This is a genomic window from Rhodococcus sp. 2G (assembly GCF_001886355.1).
GTDB classification, from domain to species: domain Bacteria; phylum Actinomycetota; class Actinomycetes; order Mycobacteriales; family Mycobacteriaceae; genus Rhodococcus; species Rhodococcus pyridinivorans.
Genome location: NZ_CP018064.1, coordinates 333,142 through 356,787 on the forward strand (window position 1 = coordinate 333,142; position 23,646 = coordinate 356,787).

Consider the following 23,646-nt stretch of genomic DNA (forward strand, 5'->3'; position numbering starts at 1 on the left):
TGTCTACACAACTATCGGAGACACTGTCTACGTGACAGTGAATGACACGAGATCGGCACTGGTGCGAGCCGGCATCGACCTGCTCGAGGAGACCGGCTCAGCGGACATCGGCCTACGCGCAATCGCACGGCGGGCGGGTGTCTCCCATGGAGCGCCACGGCGATGGTTCCCGACTCACCGCAACCTTCTTGCCGCGATCGCAGAACAGGGTCTGCACGACCTCACCGACGCCCTGGCTGCCGCAGCAGAAACGTCAGAGCGCGCCATCACGGACGTGGCCCACGCCTACGTCGAATTCGCCCGCTGCCGGCCGGCGATGTTCACGCTGATCTTCCGACACGACCTGCTCGAAGGATCCGGGACTGAACTACGGACGGTGTCGAGGCCTCTGTTCTCCTGGCTCGTCGACCTGGTTCAGCAGTCAACGGCCACGTCGGACCCGGCGGGTGCAGCCGCCGCCCTGTGGGTGGGCATCCACGGAATCGCGATGCTCTCGTCGACCGGGTCACTGCAACTCGCGACCTCCGGGGTGAACGAGAACGAGTTGATCGAGCGTGTTGTGGACGACAGCCTCCGGTGATCGCTCGCGGCTACGGTGGCCCCAGGACATTTGATGCGTTCATTAGCGAGGGTTGGTCGCCTCGACCAGCCTGTCGGCGGCGACACATTGTCAGACACGCCCTAGTAGGACTTTGTTAGGTCGGGAAGGTGTGATGGCAGGTCGGGCAGGTACCGATCCAATAGGCCAGTGCGCGTTGGAGTTCGCGCACAATGCCGTAGAGGGTCAGTCCTGCCCGACCGCTTTTGGGTCGGTCAGCCGCAGGGTGGTCAGGAACAGATGCGCGGCGGTGACGAGGGTGACGTGGTGGTGCCAGCCGAGCTAGGAGCGGCCCTCGAAGTGGTCGAGGCCGAGACCGGTTTTCAGTTCCCGGTAGTCGTGTTCGATGCGCCAGCGGATCTTGGCCAGACGCACCAACTCCGACAGGGGTGTGTCCTCGTGCAGGGTGGACAGCCAGAAATCGGTGGGCTGCTCCGCCCCGGCCGGCCATTCGGCGAGCAGCCAGGCCTGGGGCAGGACACCGTCCTCGTCGCGGGGGATGGTGCGATTGGCCGGGCGGATCCGCAGCGCCACGAATCTCGAACGCATCACCGCGGCCGGATTGGCCGGCCCGGTCTTGGTGCCGTGGCGCCAGGTGATCTCGGTCAGCGCCGCGGTTCCGGCCGCCAGGACAAGATCCTTGCAGGTGGCCGCCGTCGGGTAGCGGCGGGTCGGAGGCCGCCCGCGCCCGGAATATGCGGCGGTGGCCGGGACCGCATCGCCCGGGTGCGCGAGGGTGGCGCCCTTGACCGCCACGACGTAGACCAGATCGCGATCGGTCAGACCCTGCCGGAAGGTGGCCGAATCGCCGTAGCCGGCGTCGGCGACGATCACCGGTGGGGTCCGGCCCCACGAGGCGAGTTGGTCGAGCATCTCGAGAGCCATCGCCGCCTTCGAGCGATACCGCTCCTCGTCGGGAATCGCGTTGCGTCGCCGTCGAGCGGTGATCGCCGCGGCCGTCGCCGGATCGTCGCACCGCTGATCGTCCCAGCTCTCGGGTAGGTACAGCCGCCAATCCAGGGGTGCGGACGCGGAGTCGGTGGCGGCGTGCACGCTGACCGCGACCTGGCAGTTCCCGACCTTGCCCAAGGTGCCGGAATACTGCCGGGCCACGCACGGGGAGGCGTCACCGTCCTTGGCGAATCCGGTGTCGTCGATGACCCACGCCTCCGGTGAGATCAGATCACACGCTTTGCGGGACAGTGTTTTCCGGACCGGAACCGGATCCCACGGTGAGGTGGTGACGAACTGCTGCAGGCGTTGGTGATCGACTCCGAGCCGGTCGGCCATCGGCTGCATCGACTTGCGGCGCCCGTCGAGCATCAACCCCCGCGCATATACCCCGGCCGTCGCCCGCTGATCCTTGCGTTTGAGCGAGGAGAACACCTCGTCGACGAACGCATCGAGACGTTCACCGATATCGGTCAGGGCAGCGGAATCCACCCGGCCATCGTCTCGGAAACCTCACCTAAACTCGAGGCCCCGCAACAAGAAGTGGTGAACCTAACAAAGTCCTACTAGGCGGAACGCTTGATCCACCGTTCCGCTGCGAGGACCCGCAGGGTGGATGGATCGAGGATCGCACTCCAGTGGTTGTCCGGATCGCCGCTCATCAGAGAGAATCGGAAGTCCAGTACCTGGCCTTCCTTACCGTGCGTGGCGAAGAAATCCTCGTAGCTGTCGTGGCCGTACACATCCCAGTACTTCAGGTACGCCGAAATGGGAGGCTGCGATTTGCTCGTGTAGACGCTTTGGGTATCGGTGAGGGTGGCGAACACGCGAAATCCCGCCCGGGCGCGGTACTCGAGCAGGCCCGGCGGAATTCTTCGAGCGATCCCGGCCACGGACCATCGCCCATCGCGTCGAAGATCTCCTCGACCTGGATGGTGCGCCTCTGCGTCTCGGTGCGCTGCGGAAGGGTTGCTCGGTAGACCCCGTCCGGGTCGGCCCCAGCGAGGTAGTCCTCGATATCGAGGTTGCTGATCCACAGGTTGGCGACCACGTCCGAGACCGTGTGCACTGCGATCGGCAGTCTGTGCGGAGGACTGGTGGCGGTGACGAGGGTGAACGGGTGGTCCGTCTCGGTAAGGGTGGCCGCATCGGCGACGACGAGGAATCGGTATCCCGGGTCGTCTTCGTTGAGGTGGGCGAGGAGTTCATCGATGTCGATGCCGTCGAACTCGGGGTCGTCGACGATGGTCAGTGGATCGGTGCGTTCGGACTCCTCACCGAGAGCTGCGCGCAGGACGTTGTTCCATGCCTGCTCATTGCTGTAGTCGAGCCGGAACAGCAGTATGTCGACGTCAGGGAAGGTCACTGATTTCTCCTATCGCGACCGGGCGAATCGTTGATGAGGCTCAGCGAAGGTGCTCGCTTGTGCTCGTCGAAAGTGCCCACTCGTGGGCGGGTTCACTGTAGCGGTTGCCGGGTGCCGGTGGTGGCTTGACGGAGCTTTTCCGACCGGGCGTGGTGATCACGCAGCCGGTAGGAATCCCCGTCGAGGTTGAGTACCACCGATCGGTGCAGAAGCCGGTCGAGCATCGCGGCGGCGACGGTCGTATCGCCGAGGACCTCACCCCACTCTCCGACACCCCGGTTGGTGGTGATGATGATCGAGGTCTTCAGATAGCGTTGCGCGACAACCTGAAACAGTGCGGAGGCGGCCTCGCCGGGCAGGGGTAGGTAGCCGAGTTCGTCGATCACCAGCAGCGTCGGGCCGGCGTAGAACCGCATCGTCGTCGCCCACCGGCCTTCGATCGCAGCGCGATGGCAGCGGGCGGCCAGATCGGCGGCGGTGGTGAAGTAGGTGCGATAACCGGCATGCGCGGCCGCCCGCGCCAAGCCCACCGACAGGTGGGTCTTTCCGACCCCCGGCGGCCCGATGAGCAGGACGTTCGTCGCGGTTTCGAGGAACCGGCAGGTGCCCAACTCGGCGATCAATGCCCGATCGAGGCCGGGGGCGGCGTCGAAGTCGAAGTCCTCGAGACAGGCCGGGGTGGGCAGGCACGCGAACCGCAACCGCCCGGCGAGGCGGCGGGCTTCGGTGGCGTCGACCTCGATCGACAGCAGCTGTTCGAGCGCTGCGGTCATCGACAGACCGTCCTTCTGGGCTCGGTCGAGCACCGACGGCAGCGCTTCGGCAGCGTCGTGCAACTTGAGCGTCGCCAAGTGTCCTCGCAGACGCTGATAAAGACTTGCCGAGGTCGCGGTGGTGTCGGGGGTGGTGGTCATACGAGGGTGTTCCTTCCGCGGGCTGCGCGCTCGTAGGCGGCCAGGTCGACCACCGTCGATCGCGGTGTCGTCGACGGTGGGTGGCGGTCCGTGGTGTTGGTGCGCAATGCTGCTGCCGCAGTGAGCGCCTCGGGTCCGGGTGGGATGCGTTCTTTGCGGCGGTGCGGTCGGCCTCCGGCCGCGGCACCGGCCATCGCGGCCTGTTCAAGGGCGTGAACGTGGCCGTGATCGCGCACCACGGCGCCGGCCCCGTCCGGCGCCAACCGGTGGCGGGCGACGGTGATCTGCGAGGCGGTGACGATGTCGATCACCTCGTCGCCGAGCTGCCGGGTGACGGTGACCTGCGCTGCGGCCAGTTCCGGGGGCACCGAGTAGCGGTTGCCGCGGTAGGCCACCAACGCCTGCCTCGAGACGGTGCGCGGTTCGCTGAGCACCACCGGATACGGACTGCTCGGCATCGACGTCAACGGTTCCCGGTCGGCGACGGTGCGCACCGGGGCCTTGCCGTCGGCGGTGGCCCGCATCCGGGCATCGGCGCGTCGACTACAGAATTTGTCCACGCTCGCCTGGGCCTGCTCGACGGTGAGCTCGTCCGCCACGGTGCGCCACCATCGCTGGGCCGCAGTGTGATTGGACTTCTCGACGACACCCTTGCGATTGCCGGACCGCGGTGGGCAGATCGCCACCAACACGCCGTAATACTTGGCGACCCCGGCGAAGGAGGCAGTGACTTTTCCGCTGTCGGGGTAACAGACCGTCGACATTCGATCGAATCGCCAGGTGTGGGTCAGGCCGCCGAGTTTTCGGCAGATCCGGTCGAGGCCGTCGATCAGATGCGGCTGGGTCATGGCCGGGGCGAGCACCCCGCGCCACCGACCCGAATGCGCGAGCGATCCGACCAGCAGATATGCGGTCTTACCCCAGCCCCACGAGGCGGGTGGGTTCGGCAGCTCGACCCAGTCCCACTGGGTTTCCGCCCCCGCCGGATGGTCGATGACCGCGTTGGGGCGGTCGGTCGCGCACGCGCAGGCTTGGCAGACGGGCCGGAGCTTGCGTTGCCGGATCTGGCGGGTCAGCGTCTGATACGAGGCGGTGTAGCCGAGGTCTTCGAGTTCGTCGCACAAGGTCCGTGCCCACAGATGCGGATCCTCGGTCAGACGAGCGGTGACGTAGTCGACGAACGGTTCGAACGGATCCTCACCAGCGGGTTTACGGATGCCGGGGGTGGTGGTGCCGTTCAGATAGTTGCGGATCGTGCGCCGGTTTCGGCCGGTGTGCCGGGCGATCGCCGAGATCGTCCAGCCTCGTTTGTGCAGTGCGTGGATCTCCACGTCTTCCTCCCATGTCAACATGAGAAAGCGGTCTCCTTCGGGGTGCTGGTGCGTGGTCAGAGACCACCAGCATCGAAGGAGACCCGCCCTCATCGGCGGAGCCACACGGGTGAGCACTTTCGGTGAGCAGGTCTGAGCAGGATCAAAGAGCGCCATCATCGTGGTCATGTTGCGGAGCGGGACTCGCAACACTGACCGCCACCGTGAGGCGACACATACCGGTTCTATCAGGCGGTAGGGCGAATCTGGGGGTGCGACCGACACGGATTTGTGACAGTCGCGCCTTGCTGCCGGTGTCGTCTCTGGCCTTCCGGTGTTGGGTAGCGCCGACGCGTCTGGGACACGGAGGCCTGTCCCAGCATAGGACCGATGAGAGGTGCGCCGCCCCGCGGTCGCGGGGCGGCGCACATACGTGAACTGACGTAGCGCAGTCAGGAGAGCGAGAAGGCTGACCAGTCCACGCTCAGCACACCAGAACTGCCGAGGAATCCCACCGCCAGCGCTGCGATACCGGCCGCTCCCCAAGGAAACCGTGGGGAGGGAACAGGGCCTCGGTCTACCTGGGGGAACACAACATGGCCGGCGTCGATGGCGTCGATCTCGTCGTGGAAATCGTCCGCAACTGTGATGGGGTCGCGACGGGACATAACCAAGGCGGTCGCGGTGCGGGTGCAGGCGCCGGTCAACCACCGTTGGGTTGTAGCGTGAGTATGCGACATCGTGAGCATCCAATCTGCGGGTCGTGCTCCCGCTCGGCGGTGCGAACGCCGAGCGGGAACTTGGGAACTGACCCACCTATCGTGGCTACCCCAGTTTGGGCATGCGGCACCGCAAGATATGCACGCTAAATGACTGCTGCAGAGAAGATTTCATGAACTAGATTGGCAGCAGCGGCTGTCCTGGCCGCGGACTTGGAGTTCTCGACCGCAGACGCCCGTAACCCCGCACATTCAACCTTCACGGTGAAGGTCGGAGCATGTGACGGCCCAGCTTGTTCGACGTCCCATCGCGGTGCCTCCAAGCCCCGAGTCTGCGCGAAACTGGTAACCCACGCGACAGGGTTCTTCAACGCCTTCACCAGTTTCGTATTGCATGCTGGCACTGCTGGCTCAATCTGCGGGGCAGGTGGCGCTGAATGCAGTATCACCGGCGGTGTCGTCGTGACCTTCGCTGGCTTCTGCGCAGCTTCCGGTGAAGAGGCCGGCCACGGGATTTCGTCGTCGTGATGCTCGATTCCCCGACTGCGTGCGTCGAGCATCGCCCACATCGCTTCCTGTTCCGTTGTCTTCTTCACCGACCCCACCACCCACGGCCCGACCACCTCGTTGAATCGGACACGTACCGCAAACAACGGCGCATGAGACGGGCCGCGCTGCTCCCAGTCGATCTCGGCGGGAGACACCTCAGGCTGCTGCTGGCACCACATGGACAGCACACTCGGCGCACCATCGCGATGTTCCGCTGACCAGCGCGAGCATAGGTCCGTCTGCAGCGGTTGCCACGTCCTATCCGCCGCCATCAGCACCGCGGCCACATCCGCAGCGTCCAAGATGTCCGCGGCAAGACGACGCCGAAGCTCTGCATCGAGGCGCGCCTCCAACGGACCGGTCGCTGCGCACTTGATGAGTTTGCGGAACCGCTTGGTGTCGAGCATGGACAAGTCCCCACCGGCAGCTCGCGCGGTTTCTCGCTGATCAGCGTCCTTGAAGAACGCCGACTTCTCCTCCCGTGCCTGCTGAATCCGTCTGTTGAGGTCGGCGCCGAGAGCCGCGATCTGCTCGGGCGTATAGGGGTAAGCACTGTCGTCGAGGGCAGCAAAGACAATGCGCTGGGTGATCAGATCCGCCACCCGTCTCAATGGTGACGTTGCATGCGTGTACGCCGCTACCCGCAGACCGTGATGCCCATGGACCGTCGCGTCGTACGTTGCGGGCCTCAGACCCGTCACCAGCCGCCGTCGGATCCGTTCGGTCATCTGTAGGTCACCGCGCGCAGCTTCAAGCTCTGCGACGAGCTCCCCGCCATCACCAATGACGGGGTTTGCACGGTGGTTGCGGTACAGAATGGGAAGGCCCTGACGAATGCTCCATGAGGCCACAGCCTCGTTTGCGGCGATCATCATTTCCTGCACGATGACATAGGCGTTGGTGCGTAGTTCCTCCGCCAACCGTACGAGGGTGCCCTCTTCAGTTGCCACCAATCCACCGGCCAGGTCGTAGTAGACGAATGCGTCGTTGGAGCGCCGAGCTGCCAGCAATGCTTGCGCCGCGTCGTTGGCGGCACACAACGTCTCGTGCAATGGCGTCGTCGGGTCTGTCAGGATCGACGCCACTTCGCGGTAACTGACCTCGGCACAGCGACCTGCTCGCACCACCGAACGAGAGAGGTCAACATCCTCGACCAACCCTGACTCGGTGATCGTGCCCGCGATACACAGACTCGGGCGATCCTCCGCTGTTGTCAGCGTCGCAGTCTGCTCCGTGGCGGTACCGAGCATCGGGAAGGTGCGGTCTGGCTTGTAACGCGTCGTGATGCGCTCGAACGCTCGCCGGTCCACCACAGAGCCGACCGGCACCACGTCGGCAACTGCGGCGATGTGTACCTCGAAGCGCCAACCACCGGAGGAAAGGATGTGCACTGTGAAAGCGTCGTCACGGTCTCGGGTTCCCTCGGTATCGATCATCAACAGGGGTGTTCCGAGTTCCAATGGGGATGGTCCTTCCTCGAGGTTTCTCACACCAGCGTAGAAGTCCATACCAGCTGGTGGGCCAAACAGCGGCCCAGGTGATTGGCTTCGGACGGGTTATTCCGCAGGTAGGCGCGCTGCCTGTTGCTGCTTGGCTCGCCACCCGCGTTGCCACATGATTGCCAGAAAGCGGCCTCGTTCAGACCTGTCCGCCAGGTATGGGCACGCACTCAACGGTGCGTTGGACATCAAGGCGGTAGCCCCTTCGGTTTGGGCTTTGACGATGTCGACGAAAGACGCTGGATAGCCCGACCTGGATACCTGTTCGTAGCGCCGCTGTTCAGACATGTGCCACATCCGCGAAGGTTTCGGCGTTGTAAGCCCCGTAGGCCGAAGTGCCTGTCCGAGGGGCGTGCAGCGCCCGGAAACGCGCGAAGCTCATGTGGCCACCGGTGGCTCCGATCGCAGCTTTGAACTCGTCGGACGCGTACGCATTCATCCGTTTGGAGTTGCCGAACATCAAAGACTGCGGATCGACCCCCAGGGCTTCGCCGCGCTTGTTCAACATATGGCCACGGCAACGCGCCTCAGCCTCGATGTACCGTTCGAACTGGTACTCGTGGTAGGCCTGAGACTCCCGCTCCTGGGCTTCCTTCGCCGTGACCTTCCCGATCTCTGTTCGGCTTCCGCTCGACCACAAGCTTGGGTCCGTCAGGATGCGGCGTTCGACTTCCTGATACTGGGCAGGGGAAAGATGGTTGTACGCCCACTCGAGTTCTTCGATGTCTTTCGAGGTGAGCTGGCTGACCTGATCGCCGGCCGTTGACGCCCGCCGATCCCACTCGCCTTCGATCTTCTCCTGCAGATCGCGGTGTTCATGCAGCTGCCCCCACATATCCTGCAGCTGTTCCTCGTCGAGTCCGCGGATGCAGTCCGGTGCGAGCGTCTCTTCCCACACTTCACGAAGCTCTGCGTCCTCCTGCTCGCGCCGCAACTCCTCCGCGGCCGCACGCCGATCCCACTCGGCCTCGATCAGCCGTTGTGCGCGAGGATCGACATGAAGTTCGTTCCAGAATCGTTCCAGCTCGTCGTCAGCCTGCGCCGCCAAAAATTCCTCGGTGAACTCCGCAGCTCTCGACGGTGGGGGCACCGCCTTCCACTGGGGATCCCACTCCGACCGCTCCGCCACATCCTCGACCGCGGACTCGAACAGTGAGAGGGCCTTGTCCAGCGCGGTTTGGTCCCCGGCCTCTTCCGCTGCTGCTGCGCGTCGCTCCCACCGGGACATACGTTGTACCGCCGACGCCAAACGGCGGAGCACCGGATTGGTATGGCTCGGGCACCGCCGCCCACCCTCGCACTGCTTACGACTTCTGCACATAGGGCAGACCCTAGAAATCGGCGTTCCGGCGAAGCCTGCTTACTCGGGCGCGTACCGCGACTCCGCGAGCGCATGTGCGATGCTCGCAGCATCGGAGATCACTACAACCCACTAAGGGGACCATCGTGGCCAAGACGCGCACCATCGACCTCAGGACGGTCATCGATGCACTCGATGTCGTGCAGACACTTCCAGCCGGCAACGACGGAGTGACGATCACATCCGGCAACGGAACGATCAGTTTCTCTGCGCAGGATCGCATGGGCACCACATGCTTCGTTGTCGCGCCCACCTTCGGCCACGCACAGGACACCACCCCCGCGTTCACCGCGCATGTCGCCGAGAAGGACCTGAGCGGAATGTCGATCCCGCGTCGGGCCATTCGGCGCACTCTCACATTCCATGACGGCATGCTCCGCTGCGGCGACCTCCTGACGCTGCCCGCCACCGCCAGCACGCCTGTTACCACTCGGGTGGACCAACCGAATGCGCACGCTTCAGTGCACGTCGACCCGGCATCATTCGCGCAAGCCCTCGCAGCAGTGGAGCCGAGTAAACGCGCCGTTCAGCCCCGCAACGAGGGCCACACTCGACTGACACTTACCCGGCACGGTCAGGTCAAAGTGTCCGTCGTCGGCGACTACTCAGCCGCCACCACCCGCATCAAAACCGTAGGGACTATCACTCCCACCGCCGACTGCCACGCTCACACCCGGATCGAAGTGTGGCTGCAAGCGCTGCGACTTCTCAACCAGTCCGCTGAACGCTGGACCGTCACGCTGATCGCTGGTGAGACATCCGATCAGGTCACGATTACAGACGGTGCCACCGCAATCACCGTAGTCACCCCGACCGCAAAGATCCCGAACTTCGAGGCTCACTTCACCCCACCCAAGGGCGTTCGCTACTGGGACCTCGAGATCACGGACATTGCACCCATCGTGGACTTCCTGTCGACACTGCCCCGATCATTCAGCGACGACTACGCCTTCGTGCAGATCCGCAACCATAGCGATGAAGACGGCCGCACCCACCCCATCGACATGGTCGCAAGACTCGGTAGTCAGCTGATCGCCGCAGGTCAGTCCTACCGAGGAACACAGCTCGCTTCCGTGACCACGACCAGCATCGATGAAGCCGAAGTTGACGTGACGCTGTCACAGCTGCGACAACTGATCGCCACAGCGACGCGGCTCGGAGCCCGTCGGGTAACCCTCCGCGGCTACACGCCGTACGAGTCCATGGCGCAGCTGTTCCTGATCTGCAACGACACCATCGCAGTGACCATCGGGCGTGTGCCCCAGCCACTGTGATCGCGTGTGCCGCATCCCCGAATCGGGATTGCTAGAAACAACACGTCCACGGCGTTCGACGCCACCTCACACTCCGACGGTGCACTTCCGTCGACAATCCGTAAGGGAGACAGCAGTAATGACGCTTCCCGCCCTCACTGCTGAACAGCGCGCCGCGAGCCTGGAGAAGGCCGCCCAGGTGCGTAAGGACCGGGCCGCTCTCAAAGCCAAGATCAAAGCCAATGAGATCGGCCTCAAGGAAGTTCTCGACCGCGCAGACACCGACGATCTCGTCGGCAAGATGCGCGTGATCCACCTGATCGAGTCCCTCCCCGGCCGAGGCCGGCAGGGAGCACTGACACTGATGGAGAAGCTCCAGATCGCAGACAACAAGAAGGTCCGAGGCTTAGGCATTCGTCAGCGGGAACAGCTCCTCGCAGCTCTCACCGACTGACACTGCAAAACCTCCAGCAACGGCTGTGGCGCCCCCAAGAACGGGGGCGACACAGCCGTCTCTAGAGCCTCCGCAACTCCCGCTCAGACCCGCCCTAGCAGGGAATCCTTTCTGTGGGCGCGCTAGTGTGACGCCGTACAACAATTGCGCCGGTGCGCCCGGTGCAGCGCACACGACACACCCCTGCACCCCTGGAGCACCGGATCTATGGCACTCACCCCACGGCGACGTGATACGCGTACCAGGCCCACCCCCTGGAAAAACCCGCCACGCCGCACAGGGGACTTCGCCATCATCGACATCGATGGGGTAATCGCCTCGATGGAAAAATACGAGCACCTCATCAAGACCGAGCGTTCCCGCGACCGTGACTGGCATACCTTTCACCGTTCGTACGGCTTCGCCAAACCCATTCGGTCGGGCCGCAAACTCATCGAGTCCCTGCAAGCCGTCAATGTCGGCATCGCATACTCCACAACCCGCCCCGAACAGTTCGCCCGCGCCACCTGGAACTGGATCGACAGAAACAACTTCCCACTAGGCCCCGTCATGTTCAGGCACTTCATCAAGGACGGACCCCGCCCCGAGAACGAAGTCAAAGTCCGACACTGGTGGTCCTGGTACGACAACTACGACGCCGATCATCGTCTCGTCGCCTGGTTCGACGACAACCAAAGCGCAACCAACGAGCTCCGCAAATACGGCTGTCCAGCCTGGATCCCGAAAGAGTTCCACAAGAAGGTGCGTGCCGCCGGTGGAACCGACGATGCCGTCATCAAAGTCCTCCGAGACGGTCCGCTCGATCTCGACTTGCTCGGAGAACGAGAGGAAACGTCCCGTGGCCCCTGGCAAGAGAAGGAAGACCAGTGGCAAGAGAAACAGAAGGCATGGTTCAAGAAACATCAGGCCGCTCTGAAGGACCGCAACCGTCGGCAGTGACGTAGGTCTACGACTCCGCGTTGCCGACAGACGGACGCCGCACGGTCTAATCACGCTTCCTACCCTGATCAGGCGATAACCGCCCGCAGATCAGGAGCCCAGGCGTGGAGTCACCAACACAACCTACCCACCGATTCCCCGGTGAGTTCCTCGACGAACTACGTACGCGGGTACGGCTCGAGCAGCTCGCCGAGGGCTACCTCGACCTAAAACCTGCGGGAGCGGGCCGCATCAAAGCGTTATGCCCCCTGCACTCGGAACGCACACCCTCCTTCACGATCAATATCGCGTGGGGGCGCTTCCACTGCTTCGGCTGCGGCGCCGACGGCGACGCCATCGACTTCCTGATGCAGGTCGACGGGATCAGCTTCGTCGAAGCGGTCACCGATCTCGCGCACCGTGCCGGTCTATCTCTCCCGGACAGCGCCAGCACCACCGATGACTACCCCAAGCGACAGCAGATCCGCGCCACATTAGACGCAGCCCAGTCCATCCTCCACCAATGGCTTTTCACACATCCCGCTGCACGCACTGCCCGTGACTTCCTGCGGTCCCGGAACTTTACAGCTGATCACGCCGCTCATTGGGGGATCGGCTACAACCCGCCGAATGGGAATGCACTGATCAATGCCCTGATCGAAGCCGGCCACCCCCTCGAACGCCAACTGGCGGCCGGGACGGCAAAGCAGAGCGAGCACCGCACGTACGACGCGTTCCGTGGGCGTCTGGTGTGGCCGGTCCACGATCCGCAAGGCCGCCTCGTCGGATTCACCGGCCGTGACCTGAGCGGACGCGCGCATGCCAAGTACCTCAACACCGGCACCACAGACCTGTTCCACAAGGGCGCATTGCTGTACGGCTTCGACAAGGCACGCCAAGCCATGTTGAGCACACGCCAGGTGTTTGTTGTCGAAGGGCAGACGGATGTGATGGCGATGTCAGCAGCAGGGATGACCAATACCGTCGCAGCATCCGGCACGGCGTTCACCACAGCGCAGGCTGATCTGTTGGCGAGCCGGATCGGTGACGGTGGCCAAATCGTCGTTGCATTCGACAATGACGAGGCCGGAAGAAAGGCTACCTGGGCACTGTTTCATGCCTGCCAACGCTTCACCACGCACATCACGGCAATCGACCTCGCTGGCTACGGCGCCAAGGCAGACCCATGCGATGTGCGGACAACCAGCGGTGATGCGGCCCTTCTCGAAGCTTCCGAAACCCGTCGACCGGTCCTGCAACTACTCCTGGACGCGGACATAGCGGGATGCGATCTGAGCACCCCAGAAGGCAAGGTCGAGGCCACACGGCGCGTGGAGAATCGTCTCGCCGCGGTGCACTCATCCGTGCTGCGACGTGAATACCAACGGTGGGCCGCAGATCGCATCGGTGTCGACGACGGTGACATCCGGTTCCCGGCGACGATATCGATGCCCCGAACCCACGACTCGACCGAACCCGCGCATCAGCTAGCGGATGCCGAAGCAACAGTCGCAGCCTTTCTCATCTCGCACCCCACACAGGCCGCTCGCCTTCTACAGCAGCACGGCACCGACGCTTACGGGCTTCTCCCGGGCGCGGTGGCCGAGTTGGTCGACATGTCCACGACGATGTTCCCGGACGGGCGACCAAAGGAAGGCGAGGACGCAGACCTATGGTCCACAGTGATGACCGATGTCGTTGAACCCGAGCACTATCCGGCGCTCTGGCAGATCGCATTCACGGAGGCACCGACGATCGCTGACATCGAGGACACCATCCCCAGACTGTTGCGGCGACGACTGCTACAGCGACAAGTTGCTCTGCAGCAACAGATCTCCGAAGGTGTGGGGGACTCGTTGGAGCTGCTGCGTCAACTCGCGAAGGTGAACGAGCGCCTGAGAGGGTGTGCATAAAAACGGGGCTCGCTGACGAAGGCCCACACTGCCTTCTCGAGGATCTGGCTCTTGGCGCCCGGTACAGGCGGCGTGCCGCACGGTGTCAGTCTCCACTGTTAGAACTCGTGGTATCGGAGAAACCACACCAACGCCGCAGCCATGATGCTGCGAGGGAAGGACCCTCATGACGACTCCCGCATTCGCTCGCGCCGGCGCCAACCGATTCGGCCGCCCCCGCGGCCCGGTACCGGTAGCAACCTCGCAGTCCCCACACGCGGCCGAGCCGACGCCCACCTCCGACCTCGATCACGCAACGACAACCTCCGCCAGCGACGCTGCGCAGACTGCCGATCAGGGCGCACCGGAAGCTCTGAGGCCGGAGCAGACCGCCACTAAGCAGGCGCCGAACGAACCAACCACGGACGACACTCACGTGGAGCACTCAGCGCCCGAGCAGCATTCACCTCGCCCCACGCCGAACGATCCACCTTCCGACAGTGACGCTTCTGATCCAGAGCCCGAACCTGACGTGGCTCCCGAACCGGAGGCGCAGTCAGACCAGCGCAAGCCGAGCACGAAGCGCACGTCGAAGTCCACCCGCCGACCCAAGAAGGACGCTGACAGCGACGTGATGCCTCTCGTGGTTATCCAGAACGGCAAGGTCATCGCCGATGGTCCGGTCCATGTGCTCGACCTCGATAACGTCAGTGACCTCGACGACGTCGACCTCCTCGAGCTCGTACGGGGCCTACGTGTTGTCGGAGACAGCGATCTCAAAGCCAGCAGCGTCAAGACACTGATGAACTTGATCGAAACGAAAGCTCTGACCGGATGTTAAGTCCGTAAAGCGATGTGGCCCAACCCCACCAGGGTTGGGCCACATCAGTTTGCCGTCAAGTTCAGACAGTGACAGATACCTTCCGGAACCACTCATCCACCCACTGGTAGGGGTTCTGATTCCCTGCGATCTGAATGGTGTCGAACGCGACATGCTCGACGTTTCCGGAGTACACGGCCGGATTTGTCGCAAGCTGCAGCAGTCCCTGATTGTCCTCGGCGAGTGCCTGCAAGACATGCGGGATAGCTTCAGGAAGCTTCTCCAGCTGAGTAGGGCTGGTCATGCCAGCCTCGGCGAATGCCTGAGAGATCCGCTCCACGACCTTATCCAAGCCCAGATTGCGCATCGCCGTGTCACCTGCATGCGGCAACTGAGCCAGGATCTGCGGAATATCCGCCAACTGCGCCGCCAGTTCAGGAATCGCGTTGGGGAGAGCTGCAACGCTCTTGGCGATCAATGCTGAACCAGCGGGATTGCCCATGTTTGTCATGGCCACACCGGCGATCAGCTCGATGAACGCTTGCAACGTGTCCGCGGAGAACTTGGTGCGGGGAAGGCCGGTGACGTCAGCGACGGTGTTCACAGCTTGCACGGACAGCAACCCCACCATCCTGTGTGCGCCCTCAACACTGGTCAGCTCACCGAGGTTGCCCGAGATGTTCTTGCCAACCTGCACCAACTGACGAGCGAGCTCCGAGTTCTCCGGCAGGGAGCACACTACGTCGCCAGGTACGCAGATCTCGGCGACCACCCCAGTCAGCGCCCCGAAGTCAGACTCACGCTGTCCTGACAGTCCACCCCCGGAGATCGCGTTGATCGTGACCGGCTCAACGTCGACCTTTCTGTTGGCGTTCACCTTGACTTCCATCTGCGGCTCGGCTTCGCCGGTGTTTCCGGCGAGTGCCTTGGCATAGCTTCTGGCTAGACCACCGTCAGTGTCGGAACTGGATGCACCTGCGCGTTCGGGAGTCGACGTCTCCTGCTGTGCCGGTGTCGTCGTTGTTGCCCGACTCGGCGCCGGGGTGAGGTTGCTTCCATCAACACGGTCGGTGCCGTCGTCGAGCGGCTGCATCAGCGGATCGTTGCGGTATGGATCCAGCTCTGAGTTGGCAGCCGCTGTCGTTGTCGGCGTGGTCTCCGCGGTGCTGCTGGACCGGCTGGCACCGGCGGCCGCACGAACGCTCGACGGTGCGGTCGAGGCCGATTCCGAGGAGGAGGATGCTCCGGCGCGCGCCGGCTCTGAACCAGTCGTGGAGGCCGGTGTCGAGCTATCAGTACTCGTGTCCTCGTCTGGGCGATCAGGGGAAACAGGAGACTGCGCAGACGTCGTCGTTGTGACCGAAGAGGTGGGTGCAGTTGCGTCCGCCACGGTGCGGCTCGCCTCGCTGACCTGGGTAGCTACCTGGTGCACTAGCGACCGGAATCCATCGGACAGTTGCATCTGAAGCTGGGCGAACGAAGGTGACTCGACTACCTTCTTCACTGTCTCCTGCACCGTGAGCGGAAGATCCGGCTGCGTCTGGGTGGTGTCGACGAGCAAGTTCGACGTGTCACGTCGCTTCGGGTCGGAGAACAGCGCTACAGCCACCACACTGTCCGGATCGACGGTTGTTCGTCGCTGCCCGATCGCGGTGGCAACATCTCCAGCGATTTCGGCGCCCTGGGAGAAGCCGGTGAGGATCTGCCGAGACTCAGGGCAGCGGCTGGCGACATCTTCCATGGTCGCGAGCGTCGCCTGGACTCCCATCGCCACGCTACGTAAGTAGCTCGTTCCGTTGACCGAGGCATCGGATGCGTAGGGAATGAACGTTGCCGTCACCGCATCACCCATGGACTGGACGAGGGGTTCGGTGACCTGCGCCAAAAGACCGACAGGCACCGTAGGATCCGCTGCCGGCCCGGTCTCGAAGGTTCCGGGGACAGCCGTGATCACGGTCGGTGCGCATCGTGGTTGGGTGGAGCCGGGGAAGATGCCATCGGTACCGGTAGATCCTGGGACGATGGCGTTGGCCGGCAACGCACCGGCAATCATGCTCGCCGCTCCGCGGACGGCCGCAGCATCACCGTTGATATTCGGGACGGAGGCGGTCGACGGTGCTCGCAGCGATGCTCCGTTTGCGGCGGATTCCAACGCATTCCAGTCCACGGTCTGTGCGAGCTCGCCGAGGTCGGGAAGTGCCGACAGGGTTGCGGCCGTGATGTCGGCTGGTGGTTGCGCCGATACGCTGGTGGCGGTACCGACCGTAACTAGCGAGGCCGCAGCTCCGGCGGCGACCACGCGTGCAAGGTGCCTGCGCGACTGTCGATTCATTGATACCCCTTGTTGTGCCGTGCCGACAGGAGTGCGCCAGAGGCACAAGACAGTGCCCGTGTGCAGCAATTACCTGCTTCTCCGATGGTCAAAGGGTAACAGAGCAGCACTCGACTACCTGGATAAGAAAAATACGTTGATGCACGTCAAAGTTGTTCTGGCTATCGTATTCACGCCATTTCCGTGCCGGCAGATACGGTGCGCTCGACTACTGATTCAGGAACTGCCTACCTGCCTCACGCACGCAATCGCCGCGTCCGGACATGCATTGCTCACGCCGCGACGGATTCCGGATCGAGCACCGAGGTGATCATCCATCCGTTCGGGCTGGGAGCTGTGGTGAACAGCAACATGTCGATCGGTTCGGTCAGAGCAGAGTTGGGGCTCTTCAGCTCACCAGTAACCCTGAACTCGTTCGGCTTGTCCGACGGCTCAATCGTCATGCAATGCTTGCTCCCCAGCGGCACCTTGTCGATGAACGGTTGAATGCCGGCGGGGTCCATCTGCAAAGCCGGATCGTATGTTTCGACGACTTTGACGGCGTCACGGTCGGCGTAGTAGCGGTACTCGAAGGCCGTGATCACCCCGACGGCTGAGTTGCGATCACCGGGCTCGTTCGTCACAACCACGGCATCGTCTGGATTCGGATCAGTGCAGAACGGCGGTGCAGGGGGAGTAGTGGTCGTGGGTGCCTTGCTGGTCGTCGTCGCAGGGAACGCCTCGGCCAGAGGGACGTCGTCATCGTCGCTGAGTGCGCTTGCTACGGCGAAGATCGCGCCGGCGCCCATCATGGTGACTACACCTGCCAGGATTGCGACGGCCTTAACCGTTTTTCGATCACGTTGCTGCTTCCCGGTGTCGGGTTTCGCCCCGACCAGCGGAGCTTCTGCAGTCTTGACCGCAGAAACATCCGAACGTCGCGGTGGACGCCGGAACAAGGTGTCGTTCGGAGGTGGGACGAGAGGAGTCGCCGCGGCCACGTCGTTCGAGTCGTGGGGGACTGGACCCTCGGTGCCGGTGAACAGTTCATCGTTCGACGGGGGGTGTGAACAGCGGAGGCTGTGGGGCTGGCGCCGAAGCGAGGTCATCCTTCGGGTTCGGTGAATGGTTTTTGTTCGAGGCGACCGCATCCGCAGGGTCGATGTAGTCGTCATCCGTCGGGTGGCGTGGATCCCAATCGTTCACTGTGCTTCACCTTCCGGTCGTGATCGGGTCGGGCGAAGCAGTCGAGTCACTTCGCTGCCGACGTCGTTGTTCTCATCGCTGCATGGGGGCGGATCCGGGCCCTGGTTCAGCGGTGGTGACCAGGGCCGGGATCCGACAACCCGTAATGCGCGGCGCAGCTGACTACTGCGGGTTCACCACTGCGTTGATTCCGTCGTGGAAGGCACCCACGGCAGTGTTGATGCGGTCATTGAACGGAGCAAGCATCTCGTTTACTGGAGCCATTGCTTCGGCATGGGCCTCCGCGGCCTGGTCGACGGCATCGACGATGTGCTGGCCACCCGCATCGGCGACTGCCTGACGCACCTGGGTGTTGGTGTCCTCGATGATCTGCGGTACGTCGGCGACGGTCTGGATGGCGGCCGCGCCAACCGGATCCGCTGCGAGAACCGTTGCCTGCTCTTCGACGTCCTTTTCGATCTGGACCGGATCGGGATCGGGCAGCTGAGGAAGCTCGGTGGGGACGAGTTCCTCGTCGGTGGCTTCGCCACCGCCGATCGCCGCACCGACGAGGGCACCTCCCGTTGCACCGACGGCGACACCGACCGGACCGCAGAGAGCCGCTCCTGCTGCAGCTCCGGCAGTCGAACCGACCGTTACACCCGGCACGGTCGAGATAATCGGCGCGTACGGGAAGATCGCCTGCGAGATCACGGCCCCGTAGGGGGCGCCGAGTGCAGCGCCCGCTGCACCACACGCCACCGCAGCGGTTGTACCTACGACTGCTCCGCCGACCAGACCGCCGGTGACCATGGATGCGGCCACTCGATCAGCTCGATTGTCGTCAACACCGACAGAACGCCAGAACGTGGACGCGTCGGCTTCCCAACCCGCGGCTGTGTTGTTGGTGCGCTCGAGGACATCGTCGGTCATCCAGTTCGGCTGTTCCGCAATGCGATCGCCAATACGGAGCATCTTCTTGCCCTGCTCGTCGACCGGAGCTTCGATCGGCGCGACAGGTTCGACAGGGACCGGGGCGCGGAACTGCTGCTGATACAGCGGAGGTGAATACGACGACTGTTCGTTGTACGTCGGGATGGGTCGTGACGGAGCCTGCTGCGACTGCGGTGACGGAGCGACCCCAGTACTGGCGTTCCGACGGCGGCTGCGGTGCCGGGTCCGGCCGGGGTGTCGTCACACCACCCTGGTTCCCTGCACCTGTGCCGGGTGTGGTCACTCCGCCCTGGTCGCCGCCAGCGGTGCCAGGAGTGGTCACGCCGCCCTGCGGTGCAGCGTGGGCAACCGCCGGCAGACCCAACAGTGAGATTGTGCTGACCGCAGCGGCGGTGGCGAGAGCACGCTGACGTGTGGTGACCCGCCGGTGAGTTCCTTTGTATGAAGCCATGGGCGATCGGGCGCGCAGAAGCGCCCGCCTCCTTTCTCGTGGTGGGCAGTCTCGAGCGCAAGGCCAGCACTGCCACATGCAGGGTGTGAGCCCTGCGGAATTAGCGATCTCCGACGGGCACACAGTAACCAAGACAGTTCCGGTAGTGCGGCACCGCAGAGATGCAGCGATGCGGGAGGTGTGGACTCTGTCCGATACGTGTCTCCAACTTCGGAATGGGTGCTCCGCCAATAGCGTCCGCGTTTCGGGCGCACGGTGTGTCCGCGTTGTCACCGGGTGGAACGTCGCTGCGATGGGCGCGAGCGTCCCGTGGCGCACCAGGGGACCTGCCATATGTGCTGTTCGGGAATGGTCAGTCGGTCGCCGAAAGGGGGCTGATCGTTGCCGCCTCTACCCATAGCCGCAAGTTCAGATGGCTGTAGCCGTTCGCTGAGTTGACCGGCACGCATACCTGCGCGAGCCACCGACCGTCCGAGCAGCGGAGCCAGGCACGCAAAGTTCCACGCATCATCTGCTCGAGTCGAATGCCGCCGGCCCGGACACGTAGGGGCAGTCCGTCAGCGCATGCCAGTCCGGGTTCACCAGGGAAAACGCGGCCCATATCCACCGTCACTGGTCGAGGTGGCGACACTCGTCGAAGGATTGCGTTCTCGGGAAACTGTTCTGTCCAGTCGTCCAGCTCGTCCCTGGCCTCCTCGTGTGGCTGCGCACTCATCCTTACTCTCCTTCGAACGTATGTTCTAATTCTAGAGCAGGCTCGGACGCTCCGATGGGGAGTGCGGATCGGCGCAGTCCTAGACGGCAGTTTTCACGGCACACGAGGCGAACATCCGTTCCTACCGGCGCTGCCGGCCCCGAAACGGAAGCAGCGGACCGTCACGACCAGACGGTCGGCATAGAAGACGCCGCGGACGACTGCACAGAGCCCACCGGTGTGAGGGTTAGTTTCCGATCACTGCGCAATGCCTATGGATGTCTTCGTTCTGAACGCCGTCGAAGGGAGGGAACGCCGGAACGGGTGTTCCTACACTGGCGACACGTTGATCACCCATGTGAAGGAGAAGCGCCGTGGCGCAGATCAGGACTCAAACCCTGCTGGTTCTCAGCGAAGACGAGAAGGCCGCCTTCCAGAAGGTGGGAGAACCCAAACTCATCAGCGACGCAACGAAGCCCTTCATCGATGCGCTCAAGACCAACGCGAAAGCCGTCGCGGCGATCGGGAAGGGAACTCCGACGCAGGAGGACATCGAAAACGCGGGAGCTGCCTTGAGCAAGTTGCGGGGAGTACTGGAAATTTTGCCGGCCAGCGACGCTCGTGCTCTTGCGGAGGAACATCTCGGTGCTGCACAGGATGTCCTGGATGAAGTCCGCGGCTTGTTGTCTGCATGATTCATGCAAGAATGGGCCCACGCCAATACCCCTGGCGTGGGCCCCTTCTTGACGATTCGCGGACTATGCGATGTTAGGCAGAGGTGGCGTGCTTCAACTGCGCTGAGGCCTGCGCCAGACGAGCCTTCTTCTGCTCGGCATGTCGAGTGCGGGCCAGCCAGACAGCGCGTTGACGCGATGCAGTTGCACTGGGGTTGATGTTGGGCAGCTCCGCCCCGAATCCGTACATCAGGTCGGCTGCACGCTCCCATCCACATCCGAGGACCGCGGCAAGATGATTAGGTGCCATGTCTCGGGCGACCGCGCGCCGTGCGATCTCAGCTTCCTCGGCATACGGGATGACCTCCCGGCCTTCACTTTCGCGGCCACCCGGCTGATCCAGCTGCGACTGGGCGATCCACTTCTGATGACCATTTGTGGCATCAAAAATGTTGCGGTCCGAGAGCACCTCCTCGATGAGGATCTCGTCGATAGCGGGGAGTGGCTCGAGTCCTGCAGGAATCCAGCTGGTGGCCGGATCCGTTCTGGTGCTTGGCCCGTCGGTCATCAAATCAAGGGTGTACTGGTCCTGTTCAGTAGCAGTGACCCGGTCGTGCACATGCGGATCCGGTAATCCCTTCGACGTCCATGCCACACCAGCAACGACCGTGTCGATCGGGCGGCTACCAGCGTCGATATCAGCCAGAACGTTGCTGCGGCACTGAGCGAGAATCGGGCAACGCTCACACATGTTGATCGCGACCTTCGCAACTCGGACCCCGAGCTTGCACGTAGCGTCGCTCCGCAGCCAGTTCCGCGAAGGTAGCCGCCGGAAGCGCACCGGATTTGGTGACCGAGAGATCCGGCTGATCCGGCAAAGCGAATGCTTCTGGATTGTCCTTGCAGATAGGAGCTTTCGCCACGCGGGTCGCGGCTTGCCGCCAGGCATTGCCTCGTCGCGCGACTGGTCGCGGGCGACGCCGGCGGACGTCCTGTACGCCGCAGGTGCGCGGCCTGAAGAGCTGACCGGGCGCGAAGCCGTTCGAGTTCGCGGTTGACGTTACGCGGTGCGTTCGGCAGCGGGGACGTAGGTACCGCTGGCACCGGTGCCCGCCGGAGGGAGGGATCGATAGTCATCGCTTGTCCTGAATCTGTGTGGTTGTAGAAGTACTGCCTGTTGTTCTCCGATAATGTGAAACTAGCACGTCACTGGCGTCTCGCGCGAATCCAGAGCGCGACAATCCAGTCCCTACTCCGGGATATGGCAAAGATCACCGCCTTCCACCACCGTCGTTTGGTCCGCTGACCTCAACAGACCCGCAGCGTGCCGCACCCCGGAACAGTGATCGCAACACTCCTGCCATGAACAACAACGTGGTCCTCAAGGCAGGATTCTTCGGATGCACCCACGCCGGATACGGAATGCGCGGGATGGCCCGCAAGCACCCTTCCGGCCTGAACATCCGAGAGGTGGACGGCTACGTCACCTATGAACTCGTACAGCGCGACATGATCGCCTCAGAAGTTAACTTCCAGGTCAACGGCGGAGACACCTTTCACGTCCACCACCCGCCCGTACGCGCAGTCAACGCCGAACGACGCATCGATGCACTGCGGATCACCGCTGGCATTCCCGCCATCGCCAACACCGGCAACCACGACGGCGGCGCCGGAACTTCCGTCTCCGCAGCGGCGCTGCTACATCAACCCGAACTAGGGCGCTGTGCCGTCTTCGTCGACCCAGCGCGCCCCGACGACGACATGTTCGGGCCCGTGCCCGGCTACTACGAAGTGCACCAGCCTGTACCCGAAGTGCCCTTGTTCCTTCACGTGGTGTCCCACAGCGGGCTCGACCCTCGACTACAGGAACGAGGCATAGAGATTTGACCCCCGCCCCATCAGCGGCGGAGTCAACATCCTCGTCTCCCACGGAATCTTCTCCGCGGATGGTCGCCTGTTCGGAGCCGACGACCGGCACGGCGCCGAACGTCTCGTGCCCGAAGAGTGGGCCGACCGCGGCTGGGACCAGACGATCCTGTCGGACTATCACACCCCAGGACCAATCCCAGGTTTCGGACCTGCCGACGGCCGCGAACGTGGCCAGGTTTGGATGACCGGTTCGCTGATCGGCCGAGGCTTCTCCGACGATATTTGCGACCGCGGCTGGCTCCTGATGGAACTAACCGAGGACGGCCGCGTCACCGTCACACCTCGCTACGTATGGCGACGCCCCCAGATCGACTTTGACGTCATCGACGCCCGAGGAAAGACCATCGACGACATTAACCTGATTGTGAGAGAACGGCTCGCCTCACAGGACTGGTGGGACGACGAATCTGCGGAACTCACAGGCGACGGCGGCTACATCCTCCGACAGAAGATCGCGCACACCACGAACGCGCAACGCCACGGCATCCGAGCTTCTTGCGGCGGAGTGGGCAGTAGCCGCCGGCCGCGCCGCCTACTGGGCCTTCGCTTGGGAAGATCCCCTGCCGAACAACCACGGATCCTCTGCCCTTGAACGCACCCCCGGCAGCACAACAACGAATCCCGACCCCGCAGTCTCGACCTAGCCCACGCCTTCACCGAGCGTCTCGACCAGGGCAGGATCGCAGCCATCCTCCGAGCATGGCCGAGGACATAAGAAAGCCCGTCATCGCCCGCACCCAGCAGATGCTGCACGAACTGACACCCCACCGATCCGCGCTGATCCAGCGTGCCGCACGATGCGACGCCCGTTCCTACCGTCGCATCCAACACACACCCCTCCCGCA

At 63.5% G+C, this 23,646-nt stretch carries 20 protein-coding genes and 1 pseudogene; 9 read left to right on the plus strand and 12 right to left on the minus strand.

The genetic code is table 11. The features are described from left to right. The first annotated feature begins 31 nt into the window (after positions 1–31). Positions 32–580, plus strand: coding sequence for a TetR/AcrR family transcriptional regulator (locus tag BO226_RS26375; protein WP_071936770.1), 549 nt, complete (start codon positions 32–34; stop codon positions 578–580). A gap of 204 nt (positions 581–784) precedes the next feature. Here the strand turns inward: BO226_RS26375 and BO226_RS26380 are convergent. From BO226_RS26380 to BO226_RS26410, 8 genes and pseudogenes are all read right to left on the minus strand, one after another. Beyond that, a pseudogene (locus BO226_RS26380) lies at positions 785–2,041 on the minus strand (IS701 family transposase). 74 nt (positions 2,042–2,115) lie between these two features. Beyond that, complete coding sequence (locus tag BO226_RS27540) at positions 2,116–2,292, minus strand: hypothetical protein (RefSeq protein WP_198040688.1); 177 nt, start codon at positions 2,290–2,292, stop codon at positions 2,116–2,118. A gap of 11 nt (positions 2,293–2,303) precedes the next feature. Further along, entirely contained in the window at positions 2,304–2,915 is a 612-nt protein-coding gene (locus BO226_RS26385) for a DUF6924 domain-containing protein (protein ID WP_071936771.1), read from the minus strand. Positions 2,916–3,007: 92 nt separating this feature from the next. After that, positions 3,008–3,829 carry an IS21-like element helper ATPase IstB gene (gene istB, locus BO226_RS26390; RefSeq protein ID WP_068158116.1) on the minus strand — a complete coding sequence of 274 codons (822 nt, stop codon included), beginning with the start codon at positions 3,827–3,829 and terminating at the stop codon, positions 3,008–3,010. Continuing rightward, positions 3,826–5,181 (minus strand): Mu transposase domain-containing protein, encoded by a 1,356-nt coding sequence (locus BO226_RS26395; RefSeq protein WP_068158111.1) that lies wholly within the window; start codon positions 5,179–5,181, stop codon positions 3,826–3,828. Before BO226_RS26395 ends, istB begins: the two co-directional genes overlap by 4 nt. 823 nt (positions 5,182–6,004) lie before the next feature. Further along, complete coding sequence (locus BO226_RS26405) at positions 6,005–7,843, minus strand: RNB domain-containing ribonuclease (protein ID WP_071936773.1); 1,839 nt, start codon at positions 7,841–7,843, stop codon at positions 6,005–6,007. Positions 7,844–7,963: 120 nt separating this feature from the next. Continuing rightward, a complete protein-coding gene (locus BO226_RS28820; RefSeq protein ID WP_419150210.1) occupies positions 7,964–8,203 on the minus strand; it encodes a ribosome modulation factor in 240 nt (79 codons plus the stop codon). Next, positions 8,187–9,134, minus strand: coding sequence for a hypothetical protein (locus BO226_RS26410; RefSeq protein ID WP_071936774.1), 948 nt, complete (start codon positions 9,132–9,134; stop codon positions 8,187–8,189). Before BO226_RS26410 ends, BO226_RS28820 begins: the two co-directional genes overlap by 17 nt. Before the next feature lie 218 nt (positions 9,135–9,352). Here BO226_RS26410 and BO226_RS26415 point away from each other — a divergent pair, with 218 nt between their 5' ends. The 5 genes from BO226_RS26415 (at position 9,353) to BO226_RS27545 (ending at position 14,624) form a co-directional block, all read left to right on the plus strand. Then, positions 9,353–10,540: a hypothetical protein gene (locus BO226_RS26415; protein ID WP_071936775.1), complete on the plus strand. Its 1,188-nt coding sequence runs from the start codon at positions 9,353–9,355 to the stop codon at positions 10,538–10,540. A gap of 118 nt (positions 10,541–10,658) precedes the next feature. Beyond that, positions 10,659–10,973, plus strand: coding sequence for an integration host factor, actinobacterial type (gene mihF, locus BO226_RS26420; RefSeq protein ID WP_071936776.1), 315 nt, complete (start codon positions 10,659–10,661; stop codon positions 10,971–10,973). A gap of 207 nt (positions 10,974–11,180) precedes the next feature. Further along, positions 11,181–11,912, plus strand: coding sequence for a hypothetical protein (locus BO226_RS26425; protein WP_156895454.1), 732 nt, complete (start codon positions 11,181–11,183; stop codon positions 11,910–11,912). A 104-nt stretch (positions 11,913–12,016) separates the two neighbouring features. Continuing rightward, a complete protein-coding gene (dnaG, locus tag BO226_RS26430; RefSeq protein ID WP_071936778.1) occupies positions 12,017–13,804 on the plus strand; it encodes a DNA primase in 1,788 nt (595 codons plus the stop codon). 166 nt (positions 13,805–13,970) lie between these two features. Continuing rightward, positions 13,971–14,624 carry a hypothetical protein gene (locus BO226_RS27545; RefSeq protein WP_156895455.1) on the plus strand — a complete coding sequence of 218 codons (654 nt, stop codon included), beginning with the start codon at positions 13,971–13,973 and terminating at the stop codon, positions 14,622–14,624. Positions 14,625–14,685: 61 nt separating this feature from the next. Here BO226_RS27545 and BO226_RS26440 read toward each other — a convergent pair whose 3' ends face one another. The 3 genes from BO226_RS26440 to BO226_RS26450 form a co-directional block, all read right to left on the minus strand. Next, positions 14,686–16,902, minus strand: a complete 2,217-nt coding sequence (locus tag BO226_RS26440) for a cutinase family protein (RefSeq protein ID WP_198040689.1) — start codon at positions 16,900–16,902, stop codon at positions 14,686–14,688. Positions 16,903–17,207: 305 nt separating this feature from the next. Next, positions 17,208–17,915, minus strand: coding sequence for a hypothetical protein (locus BO226_RS26445; RefSeq protein ID WP_156895456.1), 708 nt, complete (start codon positions 17,913–17,915; stop codon positions 17,208–17,210). A gap of 367 nt (positions 17,916–18,282) precedes the next feature. After that, entirely contained in the window at positions 18,283–19,074 is a 792-nt protein-coding gene (locus tag BO226_RS26450) for a hypothetical protein (protein WP_071936782.1), read from the minus strand. A 1,498-nt stretch (positions 19,075–20,572) separates the two neighbouring features. Between BO226_RS26450 and BO226_RS26460 the strand changes: the two genes are divergently transcribed. Then, on the plus strand, positions 20,573–20,893 hold the full coding sequence (locus tag BO226_RS26460) for a hypothetical protein (protein ID WP_064257066.1): 321 nt from the start codon (positions 20,573–20,575) through the stop codon (positions 20,891–20,893). Positions 20,894–20,966: 73 nt separating this feature from the next. Here BO226_RS26460 and BO226_RS26465 read toward each other — a convergent pair whose 3' ends face one another. Beyond that, a complete protein-coding gene (locus BO226_RS26465; protein ID WP_156895457.1) occupies positions 20,967–21,623 on the minus strand; it encodes a hypothetical protein in 657 nt (218 codons plus the stop codon). Positions 21,624–22,234: 611 nt separating this feature from the next. Here BO226_RS26465 and BO226_RS26470 point away from each other — a divergent pair. Beyond that, positions 22,235–22,759, plus strand: coding sequence for a hypothetical protein (locus tag BO226_RS26470; protein WP_071936785.1), 525 nt, complete (start codon positions 22,235–22,237; stop codon positions 22,757–22,759). A 106-nt stretch (positions 22,760–22,865) separates the two neighbouring features. Further along, on the plus strand, positions 22,866–23,393 hold the full coding sequence (locus BO226_RS26475) for a hypothetical protein (protein ID WP_071936786.1): 528 nt from the start codon (positions 22,866–22,868) through the stop codon (positions 23,391–23,393). Positions 23,394–23,646: the final 253 nt, after the last annotated feature.

Coding starts and splice junctions, on each gene's coding strand:
- BO226_RS28820 (WP_419150210.1), bottom strand. CDS start 8,203: ATGTGGCACATGTCTGAACAGCGGCGCTACGAACAGGTATCCAGGTCG.
- BO226_RS26410 (WP_071936774.1), bottom strand. CDS start 9,134: ATGTCCCGGTGGGAGCGACGCGCAGCAGCAGCGGAAGAGGCCGGGGAC.
- BO226_RS26395 (WP_068158111.1), bottom strand. CDS start 5,181: ATGTTGACATGGGAGGAAGACGTGGAGATCCACGCACTGCACAAACGA.
- BO226_RS26465 (WP_156895457.1), bottom strand. CDS start 21,623: ATGTGTGAGCGTTGCCCGATTCTCGCTCAGTGCCGCAGCAACGTTCTG.
- mihF (WP_071936776.1), top strand. CDS start 10,659: ATGACGCTTCCCGCCCTCACTGCTGAACAGCGCGCCGCGAGCCTGGAG.
- BO226_RS27545 (WP_156895455.1), top strand. CDS start 13,971: ATGACGACTCCCGCATTCGCTCGCGCCGGCGCCAACCGATTCGGCCGC.
- BO226_RS26470 (WP_071936785.1), top strand. CDS start 22,235: ATGAACAACAACGTGGTCCTCAAGGCAGGATTCTTCGGATGCACCCAC.
- BO226_RS26425 (WP_156895454.1), top strand. CDS start 11,181: ATGGCACTCACCCCACGGCGACGTGATACGCGTACCAGGCCCACCCCC.
- istB (WP_068158116.1), bottom strand. CDS start 3,829: ATGACCACCACCCCCGACACCACCGCGACCTCGGCAAGTCTTTATCAG.
- BO226_RS26405 (WP_071936773.1), bottom strand. CDS start 7,843: ATGATCGATACCGAGGGAACCCGAGACCGTGACGACGCTTTCACAGTG.
- BO226_RS26450 (WP_071936782.1), bottom strand. CDS start 19,074: ATGCTCCGTATTGGCGATCGCATTGCGGAACAGCCGAACTGGATGACC.